The sequence below is a fragment of the Pseudomonas sp. ADAK2 TE3594 genome (assembly GCF_053628675.1).
This window is the reverse complement of record NZ_JBRJGV010000001.1, coordinates 4,451,535-4,472,755: the sequence shown is the minus strand read 5'-3', so window position 1 is coordinate 4,472,755 and position 21,221 is coordinate 4,451,535. Positions and strand designations below refer to the sequence as shown.

Sequence of the window (21,221 nt, the reverse complement as noted above, 5' to 3'; positions counted from 1 at the left end):
AACATGGCAACTCTCGAATTACGCAACGTCAACAAGACCTACGGTGCCGGTTTGCCGGACACCCTGAAAAACATCGAACTGAAGATCAATGACGGTGAGTTCCTGATCCTGGTCGGTCCGTCGGGCTGTGGCAAATCCACCTTGATGAACTGCATCGCAGGTCTGGAAAACATTAGCGGCGGGGCGATCCTGGTGGACGACGCCGACATCAGCGGCATGAGCCCGAAAGATCGCGACATTGCCATGGTGTTCCAGTCCTACGCGCTGTACCCGACCATGAGCGTGCGCGACAACATCGCGTTCGGCCTGAAGATTCGCAAAATGCCGGCCGCTGAAATCGACGAAGAAGTCGCTCGCGTGGCCAAGCTGCTGCAAATCGAACACCTGCTGAGCCGCAAACCGGGTCAGCTTTCCGGTGGTCAACAACAGCGCGTGGCCATGGGCCGGGCGCTGGCGCGGCGGCCGAAGATTTACCTGTTCGATGAACCGCTGTCCAACCTCGACGCCAAGCTGCGGGTCGAGATGCGCACCGAAATGAAACTGATGCACCAGCGCCTGAAAACCACCACGGTCTACGTGACCCACGACCAGATCGAAGCCATGACCCTGGGCGACAAAGTGGCGGTGATGAAGGACGGGATCATCCAGCAGTTCGGCACGCCGAAAGACATCTACAACAACCCGGCCAACCTGTTCGTGGCGAGCTTCATCGGTTCGCCGCCGATGAACTTCATTCCTCTGCGTTTGCAGCGCAAGGACGGTCGTCTGGTGGCGCTGCTCGACAGCGGTCAGGCGCGCTGCGAATTGCCGCTGGGCATGCAGGACGCCGGGCTCGAAGACCGCGAAGTGATCCTCGGCATGCGCCCGGAGCAGATCGTGCTGGCGGGCAGCGAGCCGAATGGTTTGCCGACCATTCGCGCCGAAGTGCAGGTTACCGAACCGACCGGTCCCGACACCCTGGTGTTCGTCAATCTCAACGACACCAAAGTCTGCTGCCGCCTGGCACCGGACGTCGCGCCGGCCGTGGGCGAAACCCTGACCCTGCAATTCGATCCATCGAAAGTACTGTTGTTCGATGCCAAGACCGGTGAACGCCTGGGGGTGGCCGGCCTGCCAAAAACCGAAGCTCACAGCGCCAACGTCGCACAGTTCAAAGGCCGCTGAAGAATCAAATGTGGGAATGGGGTTGTGTGGGAGCCGGGCTTGCCCGCGATACAAGCGACTCGGTTTTACGTTGAACCGAGTTGATGCCATCGCAGGCAAGCCAGCTCCCACAAAAGCCCGCTCCCACAGGGGGATGTGCGGTGGATGGGGACATCCGTCGCAATCGATGTAAACCGCGTTAGATAAAAACAGTTAATAACAATAAAGACGAGGATGTAGGGATGAAGAAGAAGAACAACGCTCAGCTTATCTGCCAATTGTCAGCGCTTGCGATGATGACGATGGCCGGTAGCGCACACGCGGCTGACGCGTTCAGTGCCGACTCGCAGTGGATGACCGGGGATTGGGGTGGTGAGCGTACCAGGCTGATCGAACAAGGTATCGACATCAAGGCCGACTACGTCGGTGAAGTGGGCGCCAACCTGCATGGCGGCTACAACGACGACAAGACGGCGCGTTACGCCGACCAGTTTGGCTTGGGCGTGGCGCTGGACCTGGAAAAACTGTGGGGCTGGGATAACACCCAGGCCAAGATTCAGCTCACCAACCGTAATGGCCAGAACATCTCCAATGACCGTGTCGGCGACCCGCGTGCCGGCACCTTGAGTTCCTCCCAGGAAGTCTACGGCCGTGGTCATATGGTCCGTCTGACCCAATTGTGGATCAAGCACCAGTTCCTCGACGGTAAACTGGACGTCAAGGCTGGTTACTTCGGCGAAGGCGAAGACTTCAACACCTTCCCTTGCGAGTTCCAGAACCTGGCGTTCTGCGGTTCACAAGCGGGTAACTGGGCGACCGGCATCTGGTACAACTGGCCGGTCATGCAGGCGGCGGTTCGCGTGAAGTACAACATCACGCCTGAGTTCTACGCGCAGATCGGCGCGTACAACCAGAACCCATCGCAACTGGAGCACGGTAACGGCTTCAAGCTCAGCGGCAGTGGTACCAAGGGCACCGTCTTGCCGGTCGAACTGGTCTGGTCGCCGAAGGTCAACAACCTGCCGGGCGAATACCGTGTCGGTTACTACAAGAGCACGGCCGATGCCGACGACGTCCGTAAAGATGACAACGGCAATGATGCGGCAACCAGCGGCAATGCCTATCGCAGCCACGACAGCAAACATGGCTACTGGTTTGTGGCGCAGCAACAACTCACCACCCACAACGGTGATGCTTCCCGCGGTCTGAATATCGCGGCCAACGCCACCTTCCACGACAAGGACACCAACTTCGTCGACAACTACCAGTCGCTGATGTTCGTGTACAAGGGGCCGTTCGATGCGCGTCCTAAAGATGACGTCGGAATCGGTTTCTCCCGTATCCATGTCAACGATGACGTGAAGAAAAACGCCGAGTTGGTCAACGCCGCCAATGGTGTCACCGACTACGAAGATCCGCTGTTCTCGCCGCTGCGTACCACCGAGTACAACTACGAAATCAACTACGGTTTCCACGTTACCAACTGGCTGACGGTGCGTCCTAACCTGCAATACATCACCCATCCAGGTGGTGTGGATGAAGTCGACAACGCTCTGGTGGCTGGTCTGAAAATTCAGTCGGTGTTCTAACGCTGTTGCGATAAGCTCCTCTCTATGTGCGCATTTTTGCGGACGGCCATGGCTGTCCGCTTTTTTTTGGGGGTAGCGCACCCCTTGGACAGATCGTTCCCACGCTCTGCGTGGTAACGCCGCTCTGGACGCTCTGCGTCCATCGTATGTGACGCAGAGCGTCACGGGATGCATTCCCACGCAGAGCGTGGGAACGATCAGGTAGAAAAATGATTTTCAGGACCGTGGCACATGCTTGAGCATCCGCTACAACGCTTCTTCAAATCCTTGCGCGAACGTCCGGTGTTTGCGTGGGAGCGCTATCAGATGCGCGATGTGCTGGTGATCGACCATCCGCTGTGTCAGGCGGTGTTCAGTCGGCAGGGCGCACAGCTGCTGCACTTCCAGCCCAAGGGGCAGAAACCCTGGCTGTGGTGCGCGGCGAAGTGGCCGCATGTCGGTGCGATTCGCGGCGGTGTGCCGGTGTGCTGGCCGTGGTACGGCCGTCATCCGAGCGAAAACGCCTGGCCGTCCCATGGTTGGGCGCGTTTGCTCGACTGGAAACTGCTCGACAGCAGCAGTGACGACGATGGCGTGCACCTGCACTGGCAGTTACAGCTGTGCGACTGGCAAGTGGACTTGCACGCGCACTTGGGTGAACGCATGGATTTGCACCTGAGCACCGAGCATCAGGACGACATGCCGTGCCAGTTGAGCCAGGCGTTGCACGCCTATTGGCGTATTGGTGACGTGGGCGAGGTAGCGCTGTCCGGGCTTGATGGCGCGCAAGGTTACGACCAATTGAGCCGCCAGGTTTGCCAGCAGGAAGGCGAGTTGCGGGTCGACGGCGGTTGTCAGCGAGTGTTCCAGCATGACGGCGAATTGCAGCTCAAGGACCACGCCTGGCAACGGCAATTGTGCATCGACACCGGTGACCATGCGGACACGGTGGTCTGGCATCCGGGCTCGCGGCCGTTGCTGGGCGTAAGCTGGAACGAGATTTTAGAGTTCGTCTGTGTGGAGGCGGCCAGCGGCGGGACCGACAGCTTGAGCCTGGCACCGGGTGAGCGGGCGCATTTGAGTTTGCAGGCGCGGGTTGGGGGTTTAGCTCAAGACCTTCGGTGTTGCGGCTGACCTCTTCGCGGGCAAGCCTCGCTCCTACGGAATGTCGCCGATTTGCTGACCGGCGCGAATCCTGTAGGAGCGAGGCTTGCCCGCGAAGAGGCCCAAGCAGGCAATAGAGCTATCGGACTAATTAAACTCATCCCCAATCGGATACCGACTGGCATTCAGGCTTTCCTTGATCTTGCGCAAATGCGGCTGGAAATCCACGCCCCGGCGCAGGGTCATGCCGGTGGCGAGCACATCGAGCACGGTCAACTGAATGATCCGCGACGTCATCGGCATATAGATGTCGGTGTCTTCCGGCAGCGGAATGTTCAGGCTCAAGGTACTGGCCTTGGCCAGCGGCGAACCCTCCGCCGTCAGGCCAAGTACCGAAGCACCGTTTTCCCGGGCGATGCGCGCCACTTCCACCAGTTCGCGGGTGCGACCGGTGTAGGAAATGATCACGAACAACTCACCGGTGTGGGCCACCGAGGCGATCATGCGCTGCATCAGCACGTCGGCATGGGCCGTCACTGCCAGGTTGAAGCGGAAGAACTTGTGCTGCGCATCCAGCGCCACCGGGGCCGAGGCGCCGAGGCCGAAGAAGTGGATCTGCCGGGCCTGAATCAACAGGTCGACGGCGCGGCTGATCAGGCTCGGGTCAAGCGCCTGCAACGCACTGTCCAAAGAGGCGATGGCGCTGCCGAAAATCTTTTTCGTATACGCTTCCGGATTGTCATCGGCTTCAACCGCCCGGCTGACATACGCCGCGCCACTGGCCAGGCTCTGGGCCAGCTGCAGTTTCAGTTCCGGGTAGCCGCTGACGCCAAACGAGCGGCAGAAACGGTTGACCGTCGGCTCGCTGACCTTTGAGGCCTGGGCGAGGGCGGCAATGCTGAACCGGGTGGCTTGCTCCGGGTTGAGCAGAATCACTTCGGCGACTTTGCGTTCAGCCTTATTCAGGTCTTCAAGGCGATTCTGGATCTGTTCCAGTAAATTTCGCACGCGATCCATTTCATGTTCCTTAGGTCAGCAGCGCAAATAAGCGTTCGACTAATGCAAATTGGGCCTTTGATATGGCCCATAACGGTGGCCTATCCTACTGATGGCTCCGATCGACCACCACTCGGAATCTGTATTTTGCGAAAATGTTGTGGTTATTACTACATTTTCCCTTGAGTGATGCCTTGAAAAAAGGTATTTGTAGCTTAACTTGATAAAAGAACAAACATCATGCCTTCGATTACGGTTGAACCTTGCACCTTTGCCTTGTTCGGCGCTCTTGGCGATCTGGCCCTGCGCAAGCTGTTTCCTGCCCTCTATCAACTCGATGGCGCCGGCCTGCTTCATGAGGATACGCGCATTATCGCGCTGGCCCGTGAACCCGGCAGCGAGCAACAGCATCTGGCGTTCATCGCCGCTGAGCTGCGCCGCTATGTGGGCGCCAAAGAGCTGGATGAAGCGATGGTCGAGCGCTTCCTGGCCCGTTTGAGCTACCTGCACGTCGACTTCCTCAAGGCTGACGATTACGTCGCCCTGGCCGAGCAGGCCGGCAGTGCCCAGCGGGTGATTGCTTACTTCGCCACCCCGGCGGCGGTTTATGGCGCCATTTGCGAGAACCTGTCGAAGGTCGGCCTGACCGAAAACACCCGTGTGGTGCTGGAAAAACCTATCGGTTCGGACCTGGAATCCTCGCGCAAGGTCAACGACGCCGTGGCGCAGTTCTTCCCGGAGAACCGCACCTACCGCATCGACCACTACCTGGGCAAAGAGACCGTACAAAACCTGATCGCCCTGCGTTTCGCCAACAGCCTGTTCGAAACCCAGTGGAACCAGAATTACATCTCCCACGTGGAAATCACCGTGGCCGAGCAGGTCGGGATCGAAGGCCGTTGGGGCTATTTCGACAAGGCCGGCCAGCTGCGGGACATGATCCAGAATCACCTGCTGCAACTGCTCTGCCTGATCGCCATGGACCCGCCGGCCGACCTGTCTGCCGACAGCATTCGCGACGAGAAAGTCAAAGTCCTCAAGGCGCTGGCGCCGATCAGCCCGGAAGGCCTGACCACTCAAGTGGTGCGCGGCCAGTACATCGCCGGTCACAGCGAAGGCAAATCGGTACCCGGGTATCTGGAGGAACCTAATTCCAACACCCAGAGCGACACCGAAACCTTCGTCGCCCTGCGTGCCGATATTCGTAACTGGCGCTGGGCCGGTGTGCCGTTTTACCTGCGCACCGGCAAGCGCATGCCGCAAAAACTGTCGCAGATCGTCATCCACTTCAAGGAACCGTCGCACTACATCTTCGCCCCCGAGCAGCGCTTGCAGATCAGCAACAAACTGATCATCCGCCTGCAACCGGACGAAGGTATTTCCTTGCGCGTGATGACCAAAGAACAAGGCTTGGACAAGGGCATGCAGCTGCGCAGCGGTCCGTTGCAGCTGAATTTTTCCGACACTTATCGCAGCGCGCGGATTCCCGACGCCTACGAGCGGTTGTTGCTGGAAGTGATGCGCGGCAATCAGAATTTGTTTGTCCGTAAAGATGAAATCGAAGCCGCGTGGAAGTGGTGTGACCAGTTGATCGCCGGGTGGAAAAAATCCGGTGATGCGCCCAAGCCGTACGCGGCCGGGTCCTGGGGACCGATGAGCTCCATTGCACTGATCACGCGGGACGGGAGGTCGTGGTATGGCGATATCTGAATTGAAACTGCCTCAGGGCGTCAGTGCCCATGAGTTCAAAAGCCCGGTGCTGCTGGCCGAAGGCCTGGCATTGACGGTAGCCAGGCAACTGAGTGACGCGATTGCCGCACAGGGCGCCGCGACGCTGGTGGTGTCCGGTGGGCGCAGCCCGGTGGCGTTTTTCCAGCACCTGGCCAAGCAGAAGCTGGACTGGTCGAAAGTGGTGGTCAGCCTGGCTGACGAGCGCTGGGTGCCGGTGGAGCATGCCGACAGCAATGCCGGCCTGCTCAAGCGTTACCTGTTGCAAGGCCCGGCGGCCAAGGCCCAGTTCCTTAGTCTGTACAGCGCCACCGCGAACCTTGAGTTGGCCGCCGAGCAGGCGGATCGCTTGCTCGCGGAATTGCCGCCGATCGACGTGCTGATACTCGGTATGGGCGACGACGGTCACACCGCCTCGCTGTTCCCGAATAGCCCGAACCTGGCCGACGCCTTGAACGTCGATGGCACCCGTCGTTGCTGGCCGATGCTGGCGCCGACCGTGCCCCATCAACGCCTGACCATGAGTCGCGCGCTGCTGGCCTCGGCGAAGTACACCGTTCTGTCGATTTCCGGTCAGTCCAAGCTGACCACCCTGAATGCCGCACTGGCCGGTGACGATGTCGCCGCCATGCCGATTCGGGCGTTTCTGCAACCTACGTTAGAGATTTACTGGTGCCCATGAACCAAGGATCAGCCGCTATGACAAACACATCCCCGACCGTTTCCATGGCGGACAAAGTTGCCCTGATCGACAGCCTCTGCGCCAAGGCGCGGATTCTGCCGGTGATCACCATCGCTCGTGAGCAGGACGTGCTGCCATTGGCCGACGCCCTGGCGGCCGGTGGCCTGACGGCGCTGGAAGTGACCCTGCGTTCGCAGTTCGGCCTCAAGGCGATCCAGATCCTGCGCGAGAATCGCCCGGAACTGGTGACCGGTGCCGGTACCGTGCTTGACCGCAGCATGCTCGCCGCTGCCGAAGCAGCCGGTTCGCAATTCATCGTTACACCGGGTATCACCCGTGATCTGCTTGAAGCCAGTGTCAACAGCCCGATCCCGCTGTTGCCGGGTATCAGCAATGCCTCCGGCATCATGGAAGGCTATAGCCTGGGTTATCGCCGCTTCAAGCTGTTCCCGGCGGAAGTCAGCGGCGGCGTCGCGGCCATCAAGGCCCTGGGCGGTCCGTTCGGCGAAGTTAAATTCTGCCCGACCGGCGGCGTCAGCCCGGCCAATATCAAGAGCTACATGGCGTTGAAAAACGTGATGTGCGTGGGCGGTAGCTGGATGCTTGACCCCGAGTGGATCAAGAACGGCGACTGGGCCCGCATCCAGGAGTGCACCGCCGAGGCGTTGGCCCTGCTGGACTGATTAACCGGATTTACCAAACACTTCGTTGTGTGTTCTACGGCTTTACGGTGCGCTTGGTCGGTGCACCGTTTTTTTTTGCCTGAAATAAAACCCTTATGGCTGCCACGCCGTTTTTTCTGCCAAAAAATAACCTGTAGGAGCGAGGCTTGCCCGCGAAGGCGTCGGTACATTCAGTATTGATGTGGCTGGAAGACCGCCTTCGCGGGCAAGCCTCGCTCCCACAGGACATCATGCGATACATAGTTACCGCATCTCGCTACTCGTCCAGCGTTACCCTGCGTTCATCTTATGGAAGAGAGAACGTCATGGACGACAACACCTCAGCTGCATCCCCATCACCGGTTTATCAGCTGTCACCCGAACAGATCGCCGGCCCGTATTTTCGAAACCCGAAACTGATCAGACGAAACATCAGCGAAGGCATGGACGGCATCCCCTTGGTGCTGCGACTGACGATCGTCGATGCCATGACCGGTCAACCGGTCACGGGGGCCGTGGTCGACATCTGGCATTGCAACGCGCGCGGGGCGTATTCGGGCTGGAGTAAGGTCAATCCGGACCAGGAAGTCGATGTCGGTGATATCGGCTCGATTCCGCGCACCGATGACGATACCTACCTGCGCGGCGGGCAGTTCACCGATAAAAACGGCATCGTGCGGTTTACCACCATTTATCCGGGGTATTACGCCGGACGCGCCCTGCATATTCATGTGGCGGTACGAATCACGGCCGGCAACAACTATCTGGAAGAGCGACATGTCGCTTGGGTCGGGCAGCTTTACTTGCCGCAGGTTGCATCAAGGTCAGTACTTAACACCCGTGAGTACAGCGGTCGAGTCGCTTCACCACTGACCAACGATCAGGATTTTTTCTACAAAACCATGGGCGGCGAAGCCTCGACCCTGAACATTCACGCCATCGGTCGAGACTCGAATGAAGACGGTTTTTTCGGGCACATGACCATCGGTGTCGACACGTTTGCGGTGTCATCGCAGATCAAGCCCGAGGACTTCGACAAGTACACCGTGTGACGTCAGCGCAATTCAGTCAGCGCCTGGGCCAGCCGATCCATGTCGGCCGCAGTGGTGGTGAGCCCCGACGTAATGCGGATGCACGGGCCACACGCCGCGCCGCTGCGTGTCACGGTAAACAGGTTGTAGTCGTTGAGCAGTCGCTCGACCATCGCCTGCTGATCGGCATGCCGGGTAAAACGCATCGAGGTGATGCCGCAATACAGGCGCGGGTCATCCGGGGTCATGATTTCGATCCCCGGCAGCCCCCGAACGGCATCGACCCATCGGTTGCGCAGGTAATTGAGCCGCGTGCCCTTGGCGACGGAACCGCCCATGGCGCGATGTTCTTCGAACACCAGCGGCAGGGTCAGCAGGGCCGGAATATTGGGTGTGCTGTAGGGCGTGCGGGCGCGAATGTCGGTGACCGGGAAATGCATCTCGCCCATGTCCGGGTCGATGTCGGCCAGGCGCTCGGGCGCGATGTAAATGAAGCCCAGGGTCAGCGGCGCGCCGATCCATTTGTGCAGGTTGTAGCCGGCAAAGGCGATGCCCAGTTCATCGAGATTGAACTCGATCTGGCCGAGGGCATGTGCTCCGTCGAGAATTACATCGATGCCGTGTTCCCTGGCAGCGGCAGCAATCGCCTGCACCGGCATGACCAGCCCGGTGCGATGGGTGACGTGGGTCAGCGCCATCAGCTTCAGTCGCGGATAACGCACGAAAGCTTCGCGATAAGTGGTCAGCAAACTGTCGAAACTGGCGGGGTGACGGTGTTCGATCTCGATCACTTCCACGCCTCGATAGCGCGCCAGCCAACGCATCGCGCCCTTGACCGTGTCGTACTCCAGATCGCACAGCAGTACCTGATCGCCCGGTTCCAGACGGTTGTAGTTGCGGATCAGCGATTGCAGGCCATCCGAGGCGTTACGGGTGAGGGCGACGGCTTCGGCCGGTGCGCCGATCAACTCGGCCAGTTGTGCGCGAATCCCGACGCTTTCGCCCTGTTCGAAGCGCTGGCGCACATGCACCGAATTGCCGCGGTTGATCAGCTCGATGTTGCGCTGATACTCCTCGACCACCGTGCGTGACATGCGCCCGAAATAACCGTTCTCCAGATTCAGGGGGCCGGGTTCGACAGCGTAGCGGTCGGCAAAGGTCTGCCAAAAGACTTCATCGCGGGCACGGCGGGTGTTATCGGGCATGGGCTACTCGGTGAGGTAGGACAGATCAGTGGCGAGGGGCGGGTTTGCCGTGTTTGGCGCGCAGCGGTTCGAGCAACTCCGACAAGCCGTTGTGGTCGATCTCCTGCATCAAGGCCAGCAAACCGCCCAGTTCGCCATGAGGGAAACCTTCGCGAGCGAACCAGTTCAGGTACTGGCCGGGCAGGTCGGCGATGATGCGGCCCTTGTATTTGCCGAAGGGCATTTCGCGGGTAATCAGCAATTCGAGCTTTTCGGGATTCATCATCAGTCGTCTTGATTCAAAAACAGTCTGGAAAATACAGGCATTCTGCATGCAGGCCAAATGACAGATCATGCAAAAAAAGCGGGTACAGATTCCGTCTTGAAAGTTAACTTATTGAAATATAAGTAAAAAGACATCAGTTCGAAGCTGGCATGCAGGATGCAGTTACTTATTGCATCTTTCATCAACCGCAAGGAATTGAAAAATGACCGACATTAATAGAGAAGCGATCTCTGTACTCAACGACCTGATTGAAACCAGTAAAGACGGTCAGGAAGGGTTCAAGACTTGCGCTGAAGACATCAAGAATCCAGAACTCAAAAACCTGTTCATACAGCGCTCCTCCGACTGCGCTGCTGCCGCTGCCGAACTGCAAGCCACTGTGCGTTCCCTGGGCGGTGATCCGGAAACCTCCACCAGTGTCAGTGGCGATATGCACCGTCGCTGGGTCGACGTGAAGGCGATGTTCACCGGCAAGGATGAAGAGGCAGTGCTGAACGAAGCCGAACGCGGTGAAGACCACGCATTGAAGGCTTACAAGGAAGCACTGGAGAAAATCAACAAGGACAACCTGGTGGGCATTCGTGACATCGTTGAGCGTCAGTATCACGGCGTACAACGCAACCACGATCAGGTGAAAGCCCTGCGTAATCAGGCTCGCGCACGCTCGTAAGGGTTCGTTGCCTGCCAAAAACGCCAGCCAGTCTGGCGTTTTTTTGTGCTCGGGATTGTCGGATCTTTTGACGGTTTCCCTGTGGCGAGGGGGCTTGTCGGAACGCCGCATCGCCCCGTTCGGCTGCGCAGCAGTCGTAAAACCGGCCACCGCGCTAAATAATCTAGCGCGGTGCTTGAATCAGGGGCGCTTCGCACCCCAACGGGGGCAAGCCCCCTCGCCACAGAGGCCCATCCTGGCCGCAGATGGAGTCGTAAATCAGCCGATGCTGATCGCTGGCAACGTCGGCAACGTCACGGTCTGTTGCTTGCGCGGCGCCAGAATCTCCGCTTCGCCATCCACGACCAATTCATCGCGCTGGTTGAATACCCGAGTGGCGATACGCACACGAAACTTCGGCAGTTTCTCAAGAATTTCCAGGCGCACAGTCAGCGTGTCGCCAATTTTTACCGGCTTCTGAAAGCTCATCGTCTGACCGATATAAATAGTCCCCGGCCCAGGTAACTCGCAAGCCACCGCTGCGCTGATCAAAGCGCCGCTGAACATGCCGTGGGCGATACGCTCCTTGAACATGCTGGCGGCGGCGAATTCGGCGTCCAGGTGCACCGGGTTGTGATCGCCGGACATCGCGGCGAACAACTGAATATCGCGTTCTTCGACGGTCTTGCTGTAGCTGGCGGTCTGGCCGATTTCGAGGGCTTCGTAAGGGGTGTTGGTAACCTGGGTCATCTGTCTCGATTCCTGTGACGAATTAAATAAATCCACAAAAAAACTATTCGGCTCTGGGTGGCCGGCGGTTGCTCAAGGCCTGGGCGATCCAGCTCAGCACGTCGGCCGTCACTTCGTCGCGATTGCTCTCGTTGAACAGTTCATGCCGAGCCTGCGGGTAAACAGTCAGTTGCAGGCTCTGGCAGCCAGCGTCGCGCAGGGCGTGGGCCAGATCTTTCAGACGTTTGCCTTCGCTCACCGGATCACATTCGCCGCCAATCACCAGCAACGGCAGGCCCCGATCGATCTGGGCGAGATTGGACGCTTTGCTGATTTGCTGCAAGCCACCGAGCAAATCGATCCACAACTGATTGGTGCAACGAAAGCCGCAGAGCGGGTCATTGGCGTACTTGTCGACTTCGGCCGGGTCGCGGCTCAGCCAGTCGAACGGCGTGCGCGCCGGTTTGAATTTCTTGTTGAACGAGCCGAACGACAGCCATTCGATCAGCGCACTGCGCCCCTTGGGCCCTTGGCGCAGGCGTTCGAACCGAGCAATCTGTCGCGCGGCGCGATAGAGCGCCACGGGCTGGAAGTTCGAGCCGCTGAGAATCGCCCCGTGCAGGCTGGCGCTGTGGTGCAGCAAGTAAGCCTGGGCGATGTAGCTGCCCATGCTGTGGCCCAGCAGTACGATCGGCACGCCGGGATGCTGTTGGCCGATATGTTGGTTAAGGCTGGCGAGGTCGCCGACCACTTTGCACCAGCCATCATCGTCGGCGAAATGGCCCAGCGTACCGTTTTCGGCAGTTTTGCCATGTCCACGCAGGTCCGGCGCATAAACGCCGTAGTCCTGATCACAGCATGCTTGCGCCAGGCGGGCGTAGCGACCGCTGTGTTCTGCCATGCCGTGGGCCAGCAGGATCACCGCCTTGAGTGGCGCGGCCGGCAGCCACTGGTTGACGAAGAGGCGGCTGCGGTCACTCGCGGTCAGCCAGAAAGTGTCGTGGATCATGGCGATTCCTTTGCGTTGGGCTGCATGAGGCTGCTGGGTGGAAAACAGCCCCGTTGCATTGTATAGCGCATCCAACGCCTACCGTCTGATCAGGTCACGCCGGGGCAGCAAGATTCACGCGATCAATGACGACCGTGCGCATATTTGCCTGATTCGTTATAGCTGCTAGTGTCCGGGAAGCACCGTTTTTCGCTTTCTGTTTTTGAGAAAGGACAGAAAAGCGGCCCCGGATAGGCTCAGGTAAAGAGGACAAGAATAATGCAACCTGATTTCTGGAATGACAAACGCCCGGCCGGCGTGCCCCTGGATATTGACCTTGGGGCCTATAAGTCGGTAATCGAGGTGTTCGAGCGTTCCTGCAAGAAATTTGCCGATCGCCCGGCGTTCAGCAACATGGGCGTGACCCTGACCTACGCCGAACTGGAACGCTACAGCGCAGGGTTCGCCGGTTACCTGCAAGCCCACACCGACCTGGTGCCAGGGGATCGCATCGCGGTGCAGATGCCCAACGTCCTGCATTACCCGATTGCCGTGTTCGGTGCCTTGCGCGCCGGGCTGATCGTGGTCAATACCAACCCGTTGTACACCGCGCGGGAGATGCGTCATCAGTTCAAGGACTCCGGTGCCCGGGCGCTGGTCTACCTGAACGTGTTCGGACAGAAGGTCCAGGAAGTGCTGCCCGACACCGACATCCAGTACCTGATTGAAGCGAAGATGGGCGACCTGATGCCCACCGCCAAGGGCTGGCTAATCAATACTGTGGTCGCCAAGGTCAAGAAAATGGTCCCGGACTATTCCTTGCCGCAGGCGATTTCTTTCAAAAGCGCGCTGCGTCTGGGCCGGGGCCTGGGCATCAAACCGCTGAACGTCGGCCTCGACGACATCGCCGTGCTGCAATACACCGGCGGCACCACCGGGCTGGCCAAGGGCGCCATGCTGACCCACGGTAACCTGGTGGCGAATATGCAGCAGGCGCGGGCGTGCCTGGGGCAATTCGGCGCTGACGGTCAGCCGCTGCTACGCGAAGGCCAGGAAGTGATGATCGCGCCGCTGCCGCTGTACCACATCTACGCCTTCACGGCGAACTGCATGTGCATGATGGTGACCGGCAACCACAACGTGCTGATCACCAATCCACGGGACATTGGCGCCTTCATCAAGGAACTGAAGAACTGGCGGTTTTCGGCGCTGCTGGGGCTTAATACGCTGTTCGTCGCGCTGATGGAACATCCCGACTTCAAGAGCCTGGATTTCTCCAGTCTCAAGCTCACCAACTCCGGCGGCACGGCGCTGGTCAAGGCCACCGCCGAGCGCTGGGAACAGCTCACCGGTTGCCGCATCACCGAAGGTTACGGCCTGACCGAAACCTCGCCGGTGGCCTGCACCAACCCTTACGGCGACAAGTCGCGCATCGGCACGGTCGGCCTGCCGGTGCCGGGCACGACCCTGAAAGTGATCAACGATGAAGGCGTCGAGCAGCCGCTGGGCGAGCGTGGCGAACTGTGCATCAAGGGCCCGCAGATCATGAAGGGCTACTGGCAGAAACCCGAAGCCACCGACGAAGTGCTGGACGCCGACGGCTGGTTCAAGTCGGGCGACATCGGGGTGATCGACCCGGACGGATTTGTGCGTATCGTCGATCGCAAGAAAGACATGATCATCGTCTCGGGCTTCAACGTGTACCCGAACGAGATCGAAGACGTGGTGATGGCCCATCCGAAAGTCGCCAACTGCGCGGTGATCGGCGTGCCGGACGAGCGTTCGGGGGAGGCGGTGAAGTTGTTTGTGGTGGCCCGTGAATCCGGGGTCAGCCTTGAAGAGCTGAAGGCGTACTGCAAGGAAAACTTCACGGCGTACAAAGTCCCCAAGCACATCGTCTTGCGTGAGTCGTTGCCGATGACGCCGGTGGGCAAGATCTTGCGGCGGGAGTTGCGTGAGATTGCCTGATCGTTGAATGGCCGCGCTTCGCGCGGATCGCGGGCAAGCCTCGCTCCCACAAGTTTGGTGTTGTGTACAGAGAATGTGTACGACGCGGACCTTGTGGGAGCGGGCTTGCCCGCGATGCTTTTAAGGGACGAGGCCCAAAATACGGGGCTTTTAAGGCTGTATAGAATTTTTGCTCTAAAATGACTGCTTGCTATTCTTGAGTCATTAAAGTGACTGTGCGGGCCTCTTTTGGCTCTAGTCGGCCCTTGGCAAAGCTGCTACTCTCGGCGCGCTTTGTGACTTCTCGGCCTATGTTAAAAGCCAGACTCACCAAAAACACACACCAATAATAATCGCACCAAATGCGGTATTTGAATTCGCGTTGCTGAGGAGTGGGCTTCCATGATCGAAGACTTTTGGAAGGATAAGTACCCAGCTGGAATTGCTGCCGAGATCAATCCAGACGAGTATCCGAATATTCAGGCAGTGTTGAAGCAATCCTGCCAACGCTTCGCTGACAAACCGGCATTCAGCAACCTGGGCAAGACAATCACCTACGGTGAGCTGTACGAATTGTCCGGTGCCTTTGCCGCTTACCTGCAACAGCATACCGATTTGCAACCCGGCGATCGAATCGCCGTGCAACTGCCCAACCTGTTGCAATACCCGGTTGCTGTCTTCGGTGCGATTCGCGCCGGGCTGATCGTGGTCAACACCAACCCGTTGTACACCGCGCGGGAAATGGAACACCAATTCAACGATTCCGGTGCCAAAGCCCTGGTCTGCCTGGCCAACATGGCGCATCTGGCCCAGACCGTCGTGCCGAAAACCGGCGTCAAGCACGTGATCGTCACTGAAGTGGCCGACCTGCTGCCGCCGCTCAAGCGTCTGCTGGTCAACAGCGTCATCAAGTACGTGAAGAAGATGGTCCCGGCGTATCACTTGCCCAAGGCCATCAAATTCAATGACGTGCTGAGCAAGGGCCATGGCCAGCCAGTGGCTGAAGCCAATCCGGCCAGCAGCGACGTTGCCGTGCTGCAATACACCGGCGGCACCACCGGCGTGGCCAAGGGTGCGATGCTGACCCACCGCAACCTGGTGGCGAACATGCTGCAGTGCAAGGCGCTGATGGGCTCCAACCTCAACGAAGGTTGCGAGATCCTGATCACTCCGCTGCCGCTGTACCACATCTATGCCTTCACCTTTCATTGCATGGCGATGATGCTGATCGGCAATCACAATATCCTGATCAGCAACCCGCGCGACCTGACGGCGATGGTCAAGGAACTGTCGAAGTGGAAGTTCAGCGGTTTTGTCGGCCTGAACACGCTGTTCGTCGCGTTGTGCAACAACGAAGCGTTCCGCAAGCTGGATTTCTCGAATCTGAAAATCACCCTGTCCGGCGGCATGGCCTTGCAGCAGGCTGCGGCTGAACGCTGGAAAGCGGTCACCGGTTGCCCGATCTGCGAAGGTTACGGCATGACCGAAACCAGCCCGGTGGCCACGGTGAACCCGAGCCAGAACATCCAGATCGGCACCATCGGTATTCCGGTGCCATCGACCCTGTGCAAAGTCATCGACGATGCCGGTGTTGAACAGCCGTTGGGCGCCATCGGTGAACTGTGTGTGAAAGGCCCGCAAGTCATGAAGGGCTACTGGCAGCGTCAGGACGCCACCGATGAAATCCTCGACAGCGAAGGCTGGTTGAAGACCGGTGACATTGCGCTGATCCAGCCAGACGGTTACATGCGCATTGTCGATCGCAAGAAAGACATGATCCTGGTCTCCGGTTTCAACGTATACCCCAACGAACTGGAAGACGTGCTGGCGACCCTGCCGGGCGTGCTGCAATGCGCAGCCATCGGCGTGCCGGACGAGAAGTCGGGTGAGGCGATCAAGATTTTCATCGTCGTCAAACCGGGTGTGACCCTGACCAAGGAGCAGGTGATGGAGCACATGCGCGCCAACGTCACCGGCTACAAGGTACCGAAAGCCGTGGAGTTCCGCGACGCGCTGCCAACCACCAACGTTGGCAAGATCCTGCGCCGCGAACTGCGCGACGAAGAGCTGAAGAAACTGGGCGTGAAGAAAGTCAGCGCCTAGTCAAACAAAAAGCCCCGCCGATGCGGGGCTTCTTGTTTCTGGCCGGGACATTTTTCAGCGTCTGTCAGGCCGCCTTCGCGAGCAGGCTCGCTCCCACATGTGATTGCATTCTTTCTGAAGGAACTCGGTTAAATGTGTGCGAGCCTGCTCGCGATGCTTTTGGGTCACTGGCGGAACTGCGCGAAATTGACGTTGGTACCGGCCGGGCGCATGTCTTGCAGGTAGGAGTCCTTGTCGGCGCTCAGTTCCAGGCTCAGGGCTGCCTTGCGCTTGCCTTGGTTGCGCACCACCAGGCCTTCCAGCTTCTCGCGCAGGAACACCGTCGGCACTTTCAAGTGCAGCAGTTCGTCGGTATCCGGGGTGTGCATCAGCAAGTGAATCCATTCGTACTGACCAACGGCCAGACGCGCGACCGGAATATCGAACCAGAAGATATTGCGGTTGCGGTTCAATTCGGTGAAATGGCAGTTGTTGACGCCAAGCACAGCACCGCCGAGTTCCTGGTTTCTGCGGGCGATGGCCAGTTTTTTATCGAGTTTCATAACGTTCCTACGGGATTGGATCTTCAGCGCCATGGCCTGAATACGTTGCGCATTCTCGGGGCAAAGCCTGCAAACATAAAGCCTAACCTGCGAAATCTCCGGTTAATAAATAAATGAAACTCCGCGCAAAGGCCCCCGGTCAATCCTTATGTAACCACTTTCCCCGTTGAAATGTTCACAGGAGAAATACCATGAGCAGCACTGGCGATAAAGTTAAAGGTATGGCAAACGAAGCGGCCGGCAACGTCAAGCAAGGCGTTGGCAAGGCCACCGGTAACGAAAAACTGCGCTCCGAAGGCGTGGCGCAGGAGAGGAAAGGCGAAACCCAGCAAGCAGTCGGCAAAATCAAGGATGCTCTTAAAAAAGGCATCGACAAGGCATAATCCGGCTTTGACGAGTAATAGAAACGGCCATCCGCGGATGGCCGTTTCTGTGTCAGCTTGAACTTGAGCAAGGAAATTGTTTCAAAGTCGCCAAGTAGGCTACTTTGTTGTAGAAAACGGCCCCTGAGTCGCCATGACTTCAACCTTTTTGCGGCGAAAGGAGACGCTAATGTTTTTTCCGACCATGAAAGGTTTGCCCCTGCATCGGGTGATGATGCGCACGGTCACCGAGTTCGTCGACGATGAGATGTCGACCTATGCCTCGGCGCTGGCCTATCAGATGCTGTTCTCGCTGTTCCCTTTCATCCTGTTCCTGATCGCCCTGATCGGTTTTCTGCACTTGCCGGACTTCTTTTCCTGGCTGCGCCTGCAATCGGAACTGGTCCTGCCACCCCAGGCGCTTGACCAGGTGAACCCGGTGATCGATCAGCTGCAGCAATCCAAGGGGGGGTTGTTGTCGGTGGGTATCGTGATCGCCCTGTGGACCGCGTCCGCCGGTGTGCGACTGATGATGAGCGCGATGAATGCCGCGTACGACGTGGTCGAACGCCGTCCGATCTGGAAACGCTTTCCGCTGTCGATTTTCTACACCATCGGCATCGCCGGCATGTTGCTGATCGCCGCAGCGCTGATGGTGCTCGGGCCGCAGGTGATGGGCTGGATCGCCGCGCAAGTCGGCCTCGAAGATTTCATTGTGACCGTCTGGACCATCGTCCGCTGGCCGGTGGTGGTGATTCTGCTGATGATGGCGGTAGCGCTGATTTACTACGTCATGCCTGACGTCAAACAAGAGTTTCGCTTCATCACCCCGGGTGCGGTGTTGTCCGTGGTGGTCTGGATCATCGCTTCGCTGGGCTTCGGTCTCTACGTCAAAACCTTCGCCAACTACAACGCCATGTATGGCAGTATCGGCGCGATCATCGTGTTGTTGCTGTACTTCTATATTTCCGCCGCAGTGTTGTTGCTCGGCGCAGAAATGAACGCGGTGATCGAGCACATGTCATCCGAAAACAAGAAACACGGCGAAAACGTGCCCGAAGAACCCAAACACCACGTTTCGGGACTGGGACGGGACCACTCAATCAAGCCGACCACTGACGAAGCCATAAAATGATCCGTGAAATTCTGAAAATGGGCGATGAACGCCTGCTGCGTATTGCCCCACCGGTACCGGCAGAAATGTTCGACAGCCCTGAGTTGTGGCAATTGATCGACGACATGTTCCAGACCATGGAAAGTGTCGGCGGAGTCGGCCTGGCCGCGCCGCAGATCGGTGTCGACCTGCAACTGGTGATCTTTGGTTTCGAACACAGCGAACGCTATCCGGACGCCGAAGCGGTGCCGCAGACGATTCTGATCAATCCACTGATCACACCGTTGAGCCCGACCCTCGAAGAGGGTTTCGAAGGTTGCCTGTCGGTGCCGGGCCTGCGCGGCGCGGTGGATCGTTATCAGCAGATTCGCTATGAAGGCTTCGATCCCAAGGGCGAGCCGATCGTGCGCATTGCCTCGGGGTTTCATGCGCGGGTGGTGCAGCATGAGTGCGATCACCTGATCGGCCGGCTGTACCCGTCGCGCATCAGTGATTTCAGCAAATTCGGGTTTACCGAGGTGATGTTCCCGGATCTTGATCCTGCAGCGGACGATTGAGATCGTCCTTCGAATCCAACGCAAAACACTGTGGGAGCGGGCTTGCCCGCGAAGAGGCCGGCACATCCGGTATCAATGTTGTCAGGCAGTTTGCATCGCGGGCAAGCCCGCTCCCACAGGGATTGTGTCGTTTCAGAGGGCGCGCGGTTCCAGCCCCATCGCAATCATCGGTTTGCTCCGCGCATATCGGCTCAAGCGTTCAGCCATGGCATAGGGCAGGGGTGGGTCGAACGTAAAGCCGCGGCGCTCATAAAAGCCACGCAAATCCGGATGGCAGAACAACCAGGCCGGCTCTTCGAGATGCTTGACGGCGTGGTCGATCAACGCCGCGGCGATCCCTTGTTCGCGACAGCTCGGGGCGACGAACAGCCCGGTCAGCCAATGCCCACCGGCCACGGGCCGCAAACATAACGCTGCAATGATCTCTTCGCGTTTTGCGACCCACAATTGAGCGTCGCGAACCGCTTTCATCGACGACTGGTGGGCGCGGTAAAACTTGTTCATCAACGGCCATAACGGCTCGTCGAGCAAGGTGTACTGGGTGTTGGGCATGGGCCTGGACTGTCAGTGCGCAAAGCGGGTGATTATAAAAGAACGCGGGCGCTGCGATAGGTGTATACCTGATCTCACGTCCCGTATGAGTGGAGTATGTATCATGGCCAAAGGCATGGATTCAAAGAAAGCGGCAAAGAAAAAACCGGCTAAAACCGCCGATGAAAAACGTGCGGACAAGAAGGCCAAGAAGGTAGGTGTGTTCGGCCACTGATCCCGCGTCAACGGAGCCCGAGTCCTCGGGCTCCTTGTTTTTATGCCTATCGAAATAACCAAACAATCTGCAAGAAATCCCTGCGCCGTTGCACAGAGGGAGACTGGTTCCCGTTCTGAGCAAAGCCATGCCCCATTATTTTGATGCTGCCCACCGTGAAGAAATCGAAACCCTGCGCCAACGCCTGACCGCTCGCACCGAGTGGCCGACCTGGCTGCTGTTGATCGGCGTGTACGTCGGCTGGTGCAGCATTGTCCTGGGCAGCGCCCGATTGGGGCTCTGGTGGAGTACGTTGCTGCTGATTCCACTGTTGGTATTGTGGTTGTCGGTGCAGCACGAATTGCTGCACGGCCATCCTACCCGTTGGCAAACGCTGAACAAGGTCCTCGGTTATGCGCCGTTCGCGGTCTGGTATCCCTACACCCTGTACCGCGACAGTCATTTGTTGCATCACCGCGATGAAGACCTGACCGTCCCCGGTCGCGATCCGGAAAGCCGATACCTGAGCGCTGAACAGTGGCAGCGCCGTTCACCGTTCGAACAGGGCCTGCACTGGCTGAACAAAACCGTGCTCGGCCGCTTTGTCCTCGGTGCGCCACTGGCCTTGCTGGCGCTGGCCCGCGAAGAGCTGCAACGGCTAAAAGCAGGTGAGCGCCAAGCCTGGTTGATGTGGCTGACCCACGGTGCACTGACGCTGCTGATGCTGACGTTCATCGCGCGCTATAGCGTGCTGCCGGTCTGGCATTACCTGTTGCTGATCAGCGTGCCGGCGCTGTCGATTGCAATGATCCGCTCCTACTATGAACACCGTCCTCATATACAACCCGAGCAACGCACCGTCATCAACGAAGCGGCATGGCCGTGGCGCTGGCTGTTCCTGAACCTCAACTTGCACCTGGTGCACCACGACTTGCCGGGTCTGCCCTGGTACGACTTGCCGAGGGCCTATCGTGCGCGCCGCGAGCAATGGCTGGCGCGCAGTGGCGGGTTTCTGGTGCAGGGTTATGCTCAGTTGGTGCGCGAGCATGGGGTGAGGGCGATCGACAGCCCGCGGCATCCTTTTAGTTGATGCATGGCCAC

The 21,221-nt window shown here is 58.6% G+C and carries 21 protein-coding genes; 14 read left to right on the top strand and 7 right to left on the bottom strand.

What is annotated here, in order from left to right:
• Nucleotides 1–3: 3 nt before the first annotated feature.
• The 3 genes from AB7M22_RS19815 (at nucleotide 4) to AB7M22_RS19805 (ending at nucleotide 3,845) form a co-directional block, all read left to right on the top strand.
• Nucleotides 4–1,164, top strand: coding sequence for an ABC transporter ATP-binding protein (locus AB7M22_RS19815; protein ID WP_454187545.1), 1,161 nt, complete (start codon nucleotides 4–6; stop codon nucleotides 1,162–1,164).
• Between the two features lie 221 nt (nucleotides 1,165–1,385).
• Nucleotides 1,386–2,732, top strand: coding sequence for a carbohydrate porin (locus AB7M22_RS19810; RefSeq protein ID WP_454187544.1), 1,347 nt, complete (start codon nucleotides 1,386–1,388; stop codon nucleotides 2,730–2,732).
• A 231-nt stretch (nucleotides 2,733–2,963) separates the two neighbouring features.
• Nucleotides 2,964–3,845 (top strand): D-hexose-6-phosphate mutarotase, encoded by an 882-nt coding sequence (locus AB7M22_RS19805; protein WP_454187543.1) that lies wholly within the window; start codon nucleotides 2,964–2,966, stop codon nucleotides 3,843–3,845.
• Between the two features lie 117 nt (nucleotides 3,846–3,962).
• On the opposite strand, the gene AB7M22_RS19800 is transcribed toward AB7M22_RS19805, so the two are convergent.
• The gene (locus AB7M22_RS19800; protein ID WP_177319492.1) at nucleotides 3,963–4,823 is read right to left on the bottom strand and encodes a MurR/RpiR family transcriptional regulator; all 861 of its coding nucleotides are present in this window, start codon (nucleotides 4,821–4,823) and stop codon (nucleotides 3,963–3,965) included.
• 228 nt (nucleotides 4,824–5,051) lie between these two features.
• Here AB7M22_RS19800 and zwf point away from each other — a divergent pair, with 228 nt between their 5' ends.
• The 4 genes from zwf to AB7M22_RS19780 all read left to right on the top strand — a co-directional run bounded on the left by zwf (nucleotide 5,052) and on the right by AB7M22_RS19780 (nucleotide 8,935).
• Nucleotides 5,052–6,521, top strand: a complete 1,470-nt coding sequence (gene zwf / locus AB7M22_RS19795; protein ID WP_454187542.1) for a glucose-6-phosphate dehydrogenase — start codon at nucleotides 5,052–5,054, stop codon at nucleotides 6,519–6,521.
• Entirely contained in the window at nucleotides 6,508–7,221 is a 714-nt protein-coding gene (gene pgl, locus AB7M22_RS19790; RefSeq protein ID WP_008009466.1) for a 6-phosphogluconolactonase, read from the top strand. Before zwf ends, pgl begins: the two co-directional genes overlap by 14 nt.
• A gap of 17 nt (nucleotides 7,222–7,238) precedes the next feature.
• Nucleotides 7,239–7,904 carry a bifunctional 4-hydroxy-2-oxoglutarate aldolase/2-dehydro-3-deoxy-phosphogluconate aldolase gene (locus tag AB7M22_RS19785; RefSeq protein WP_454187541.1) on the top strand — a complete coding sequence of 222 codons (666 nt, stop codon included), beginning with the start codon at nucleotides 7,239–7,241 and terminating at the stop codon, nucleotides 7,902–7,904.
• Between the two features lie 305 nt (nucleotides 7,905–8,209).
• A complete protein-coding gene (locus AB7M22_RS19780) occupies nucleotides 8,210–8,935 on the top strand; it encodes an intradiol ring-cleavage dioxygenase (RefSeq protein ID WP_454187540.1) in 726 nt (241 codons plus the stop codon).
• Nucleotides 8,936–8,937: 2 nt separating this feature from the next.
• On the opposite strand, the gene AB7M22_RS19775 is transcribed toward AB7M22_RS19780, so the two are convergent.
• Together AB7M22_RS19775 and AB7M22_RS19770 are read right to left on the bottom strand one after the other, a co-directional pair.
• Nucleotides 8,938–10,119 carry an aminotransferase class V-fold PLP-dependent enzyme gene (locus AB7M22_RS19775; RefSeq protein WP_454187539.1) on the bottom strand — a complete coding sequence of 394 codons (1,182 nt, stop codon included), beginning with the start codon at nucleotides 10,117–10,119 and terminating at the stop codon, nucleotides 8,938–8,940.
• 25 nt (nucleotides 10,120–10,144) lie between these two features.
• Entirely contained in the window at nucleotides 10,145–10,381 is a 237-nt protein-coding gene (locus tag AB7M22_RS19770; protein WP_007949456.1) for a DUF3820 family protein, read from the bottom strand.
• Nucleotides 10,382–10,586: 205 nt separating this feature from the next.
• On the opposite strand from AB7M22_RS19770, the gene AB7M22_RS19765 reads away from it, so the two are divergent.
• Entirely contained in the window at nucleotides 10,587–11,054 is a 468-nt protein-coding gene (locus AB7M22_RS19765) for a PA2169 family four-helix-bundle protein (protein WP_454187538.1), read from the top strand.
• Between the two features lie 258 nt (nucleotides 11,055–11,312).
• Here the strand turns inward: AB7M22_RS19765 and AB7M22_RS19760 are convergent, their stop codons facing one another.
• On the bottom strand, nucleotides 11,313–11,783 hold the full coding sequence (locus AB7M22_RS19760) for a MaoC family dehydratase (protein ID WP_007934748.1): 471 nt from the start codon (nucleotides 11,781–11,783) through the stop codon (nucleotides 11,313–11,315).
• A gap of 43 nt (nucleotides 11,784–11,826) precedes the next feature.
• Nucleotides 11,827–12,771 (bottom strand): alpha/beta hydrolase, encoded by a 945-nt coding sequence (locus AB7M22_RS19755; RefSeq protein ID WP_454187537.1) that lies wholly within the window; start codon nucleotides 12,769–12,771, stop codon nucleotides 11,827–11,829.
• Between the two features lie 258 nt (nucleotides 12,772–13,029).
• Here AB7M22_RS19755 and fadD2 point away from each other — a divergent pair, with 258 nt between their 5' ends.
• The gene (gene fadD2, locus AB7M22_RS19750; RefSeq protein ID WP_454187536.1) at nucleotides 13,030–14,718 is read left to right on the top strand and encodes a long-chain-fatty-acid--CoA ligase FadD2; all 1,689 of its coding nucleotides are present in this window, start codon (nucleotides 13,030–13,032) and stop codon (nucleotides 14,716–14,718) included.
• A gap of 381 nt (nucleotides 14,719–15,099) precedes the next feature.
• The gene (fadD1, locus tag AB7M22_RS19745) at nucleotides 15,100–16,800 is read left to right on the top strand and encodes a long-chain-fatty-acid--CoA ligase FadD1 (RefSeq protein ID WP_454187535.1); all 1,701 of its coding nucleotides are present in this window, start codon (nucleotides 15,100–15,102) and stop codon (nucleotides 16,798–16,800) included.
• Nucleotides 16,801–16,964: 164 nt separating this feature from the next.
• Here fadD1 and AB7M22_RS19740 read toward each other — a convergent pair whose 3' ends face one another.
• The gene (locus AB7M22_RS19740) at nucleotides 16,965–17,342 is read right to left on the bottom strand and encodes a hypothetical protein (RefSeq protein WP_007902414.1); all 378 of its coding nucleotides are present in this window, start codon (nucleotides 17,340–17,342) and stop codon (nucleotides 16,965–16,967) included.
• A gap of 191 nt (nucleotides 17,343–17,533) precedes the next feature.
• On the opposite strand from AB7M22_RS19740, the gene AB7M22_RS19735 reads away from it, so the two are divergent.
• The 3 genes from AB7M22_RS19735 to def all read left to right on the top strand — a co-directional run bounded on the left by AB7M22_RS19735 (nucleotide 17,534) and on the right by def (nucleotide 19,375).
• The gene (locus AB7M22_RS19735) at nucleotides 17,534–17,725 is read left to right on the top strand and encodes a CsbD family protein (RefSeq protein ID WP_454187534.1); all 192 of its coding nucleotides are present in this window, start codon (nucleotides 17,534–17,536) and stop codon (nucleotides 17,723–17,725) included.
• A 169-nt stretch (nucleotides 17,726–17,894) separates the two neighbouring features.
• Nucleotides 17,895–18,839, top strand: coding sequence for a YihY/virulence factor BrkB family protein (locus AB7M22_RS19730; protein ID WP_454187533.1), 945 nt, complete (start codon nucleotides 17,895–17,897; stop codon nucleotides 18,837–18,839).
• The gene (gene def / locus AB7M22_RS19725; RefSeq protein ID WP_008009487.1) at nucleotides 18,836–19,375 is read left to right on the top strand and encodes a peptide deformylase; all 540 of its coding nucleotides are present in this window, start codon (nucleotides 18,836–18,838) and stop codon (nucleotides 19,373–19,375) included. Before AB7M22_RS19730 ends, def begins: the two co-directional genes overlap by 4 nt.
• Before the next feature lie 132 nt (nucleotides 19,376–19,507).
• Here def and AB7M22_RS19720 read toward each other — a convergent pair whose 3' ends face one another.
• Complete coding sequence (locus AB7M22_RS19720; RefSeq protein WP_454187532.1) at nucleotides 19,508–19,927, bottom strand: GNAT family N-acetyltransferase; 420 nt, start codon at nucleotides 19,925–19,927, stop codon at nucleotides 19,508–19,510.
• A gap of 341 nt (nucleotides 19,928–20,268) precedes the next feature.
• Between AB7M22_RS19720 and AB7M22_RS19715 the strand changes: the two genes are divergently transcribed.
• On the top strand, nucleotides 20,269–21,210 hold the full coding sequence (locus AB7M22_RS19715; RefSeq protein WP_454187531.1) for a fatty acid desaturase: 942 nt from the start codon (nucleotides 20,269–20,271) through the stop codon (nucleotides 21,208–21,210).
• The last annotated feature ends 11 nt before the right edge of the window (nucleotides 21,211–21,221 follow it).

Bases quoted from the DNA above. Each gene is read 5' to 3' on its own strand.
- def (WP_008009487.1), top strand. From the start codon at position 18,836: ATGATCCGTGAAATTCTGAAAATGGGCGATGAACGCCTGCTGCGTATT.
- AB7M22_RS19785 (WP_454187541.1), top strand. From the start codon at position 7,239: ATGACAAACACATCCCCGACCGTTTCCATGGCGGACAAAGTTGCCCTG.
- AB7M22_RS19765 (WP_454187538.1), top strand. From the start codon at position 10,587: ATGACCGACATTAATAGAGAAGCGATCTCTGTACTCAACGACCTGATT.
- AB7M22_RS19760 (WP_007934748.1), bottom strand. From the start codon at position 11,783: ATGACCCAGGTTACCAACACCCCTTACGAAGCCCTCGAAATCGGCCAG.
- AB7M22_RS19810 (WP_454187544.1), top strand. From the start codon at position 1,386: ATGAAGAAGAAGAACAACGCTCAGCTTATCTGCCAATTGTCAGCGCTT.
- fadD1 (WP_454187535.1), top strand. From the start codon at position 15,100: ATGATCGAAGACTTTTGGAAGGATAAGTACCCAGCTGGAATTGCTGCC.
- zwf (WP_454187542.1), top strand. From the start codon at position 5,052: ATGCCTTCGATTACGGTTGAACCTTGCACCTTTGCCTTGTTCGGCGCT.
- AB7M22_RS19740 (WP_007902414.1), bottom strand. From the start codon at position 17,342: ATGAAACTCGATAAAAAACTGGCCATCGCCCGCAGAAACCAGGAACTC.
- AB7M22_RS19805 (WP_454187543.1), top strand. From the start codon at position 2,964: ATGCTTGAGCATCCGCTACAACGCTTCTTCAAATCCTTGCGCGAACGT.
- AB7M22_RS19780 (WP_454187540.1), top strand. From the start codon at position 8,210: ATGGACGACAACACCTCAGCTGCATCCCCATCACCGGTTTATCAGCTG.
- AB7M22_RS19730 (WP_454187533.1), top strand. From the start codon at position 17,895: ATGTTTTTTCCGACCATGAAAGGTTTGCCCCTGCATCGGGTGATGATG.
- AB7M22_RS19770 (WP_007949456.1), bottom strand. From the start codon at position 10,381: ATGAATCCCGAAAAGCTCGAATTGCTGATTACCCGCGAAATGCCCTTC.
- AB7M22_RS19775 (WP_454187539.1), bottom strand. From the start codon at position 10,119: ATGCCCGATAACACCCGCCGTGCCCGCGATGAAGTCTTTTGGCAGACC.
- AB7M22_RS19715 (WP_454187531.1), top strand. From the start codon at position 20,269: ATGCCCCATTATTTTGATGCTGCCCACCGTGAAGAAATCGAAACCCTG.
- AB7M22_RS19720 (WP_454187532.1), bottom strand. From the start codon at position 19,927: ATGCCCAACACCCAGTACACCTTGCTCGACGAGCCGTTATGGCCGTTG.
- pgl (WP_008009466.1), top strand. From the start codon at position 6,508: ATGGCGATATCTGAATTGAAACTGCCTCAGGGCGTCAGTGCCCATGAG.
- AB7M22_RS19735 (WP_454187534.1), top strand. From the start codon at position 17,534: ATGAGCAGCACTGGCGATAAAGTTAAAGGTATGGCAAACGAAGCGGCC.
- fadD2 (WP_454187536.1), top strand. From the start codon at position 13,030: ATGCAACCTGATTTCTGGAATGACAAACGCCCGGCCGGCGTGCCCCTG.
- AB7M22_RS19815 (WP_454187545.1), top strand. From the start codon at position 4: ATGGCAACTCTCGAATTACGCAACGTCAACAAGACCTACGGTGCCGGT.
- AB7M22_RS19755 (WP_454187537.1), bottom strand. From the start codon at position 12,771: ATGATCCACGACACTTTCTGGCTGACCGCGAGTGACCGCAGCCGCCTC.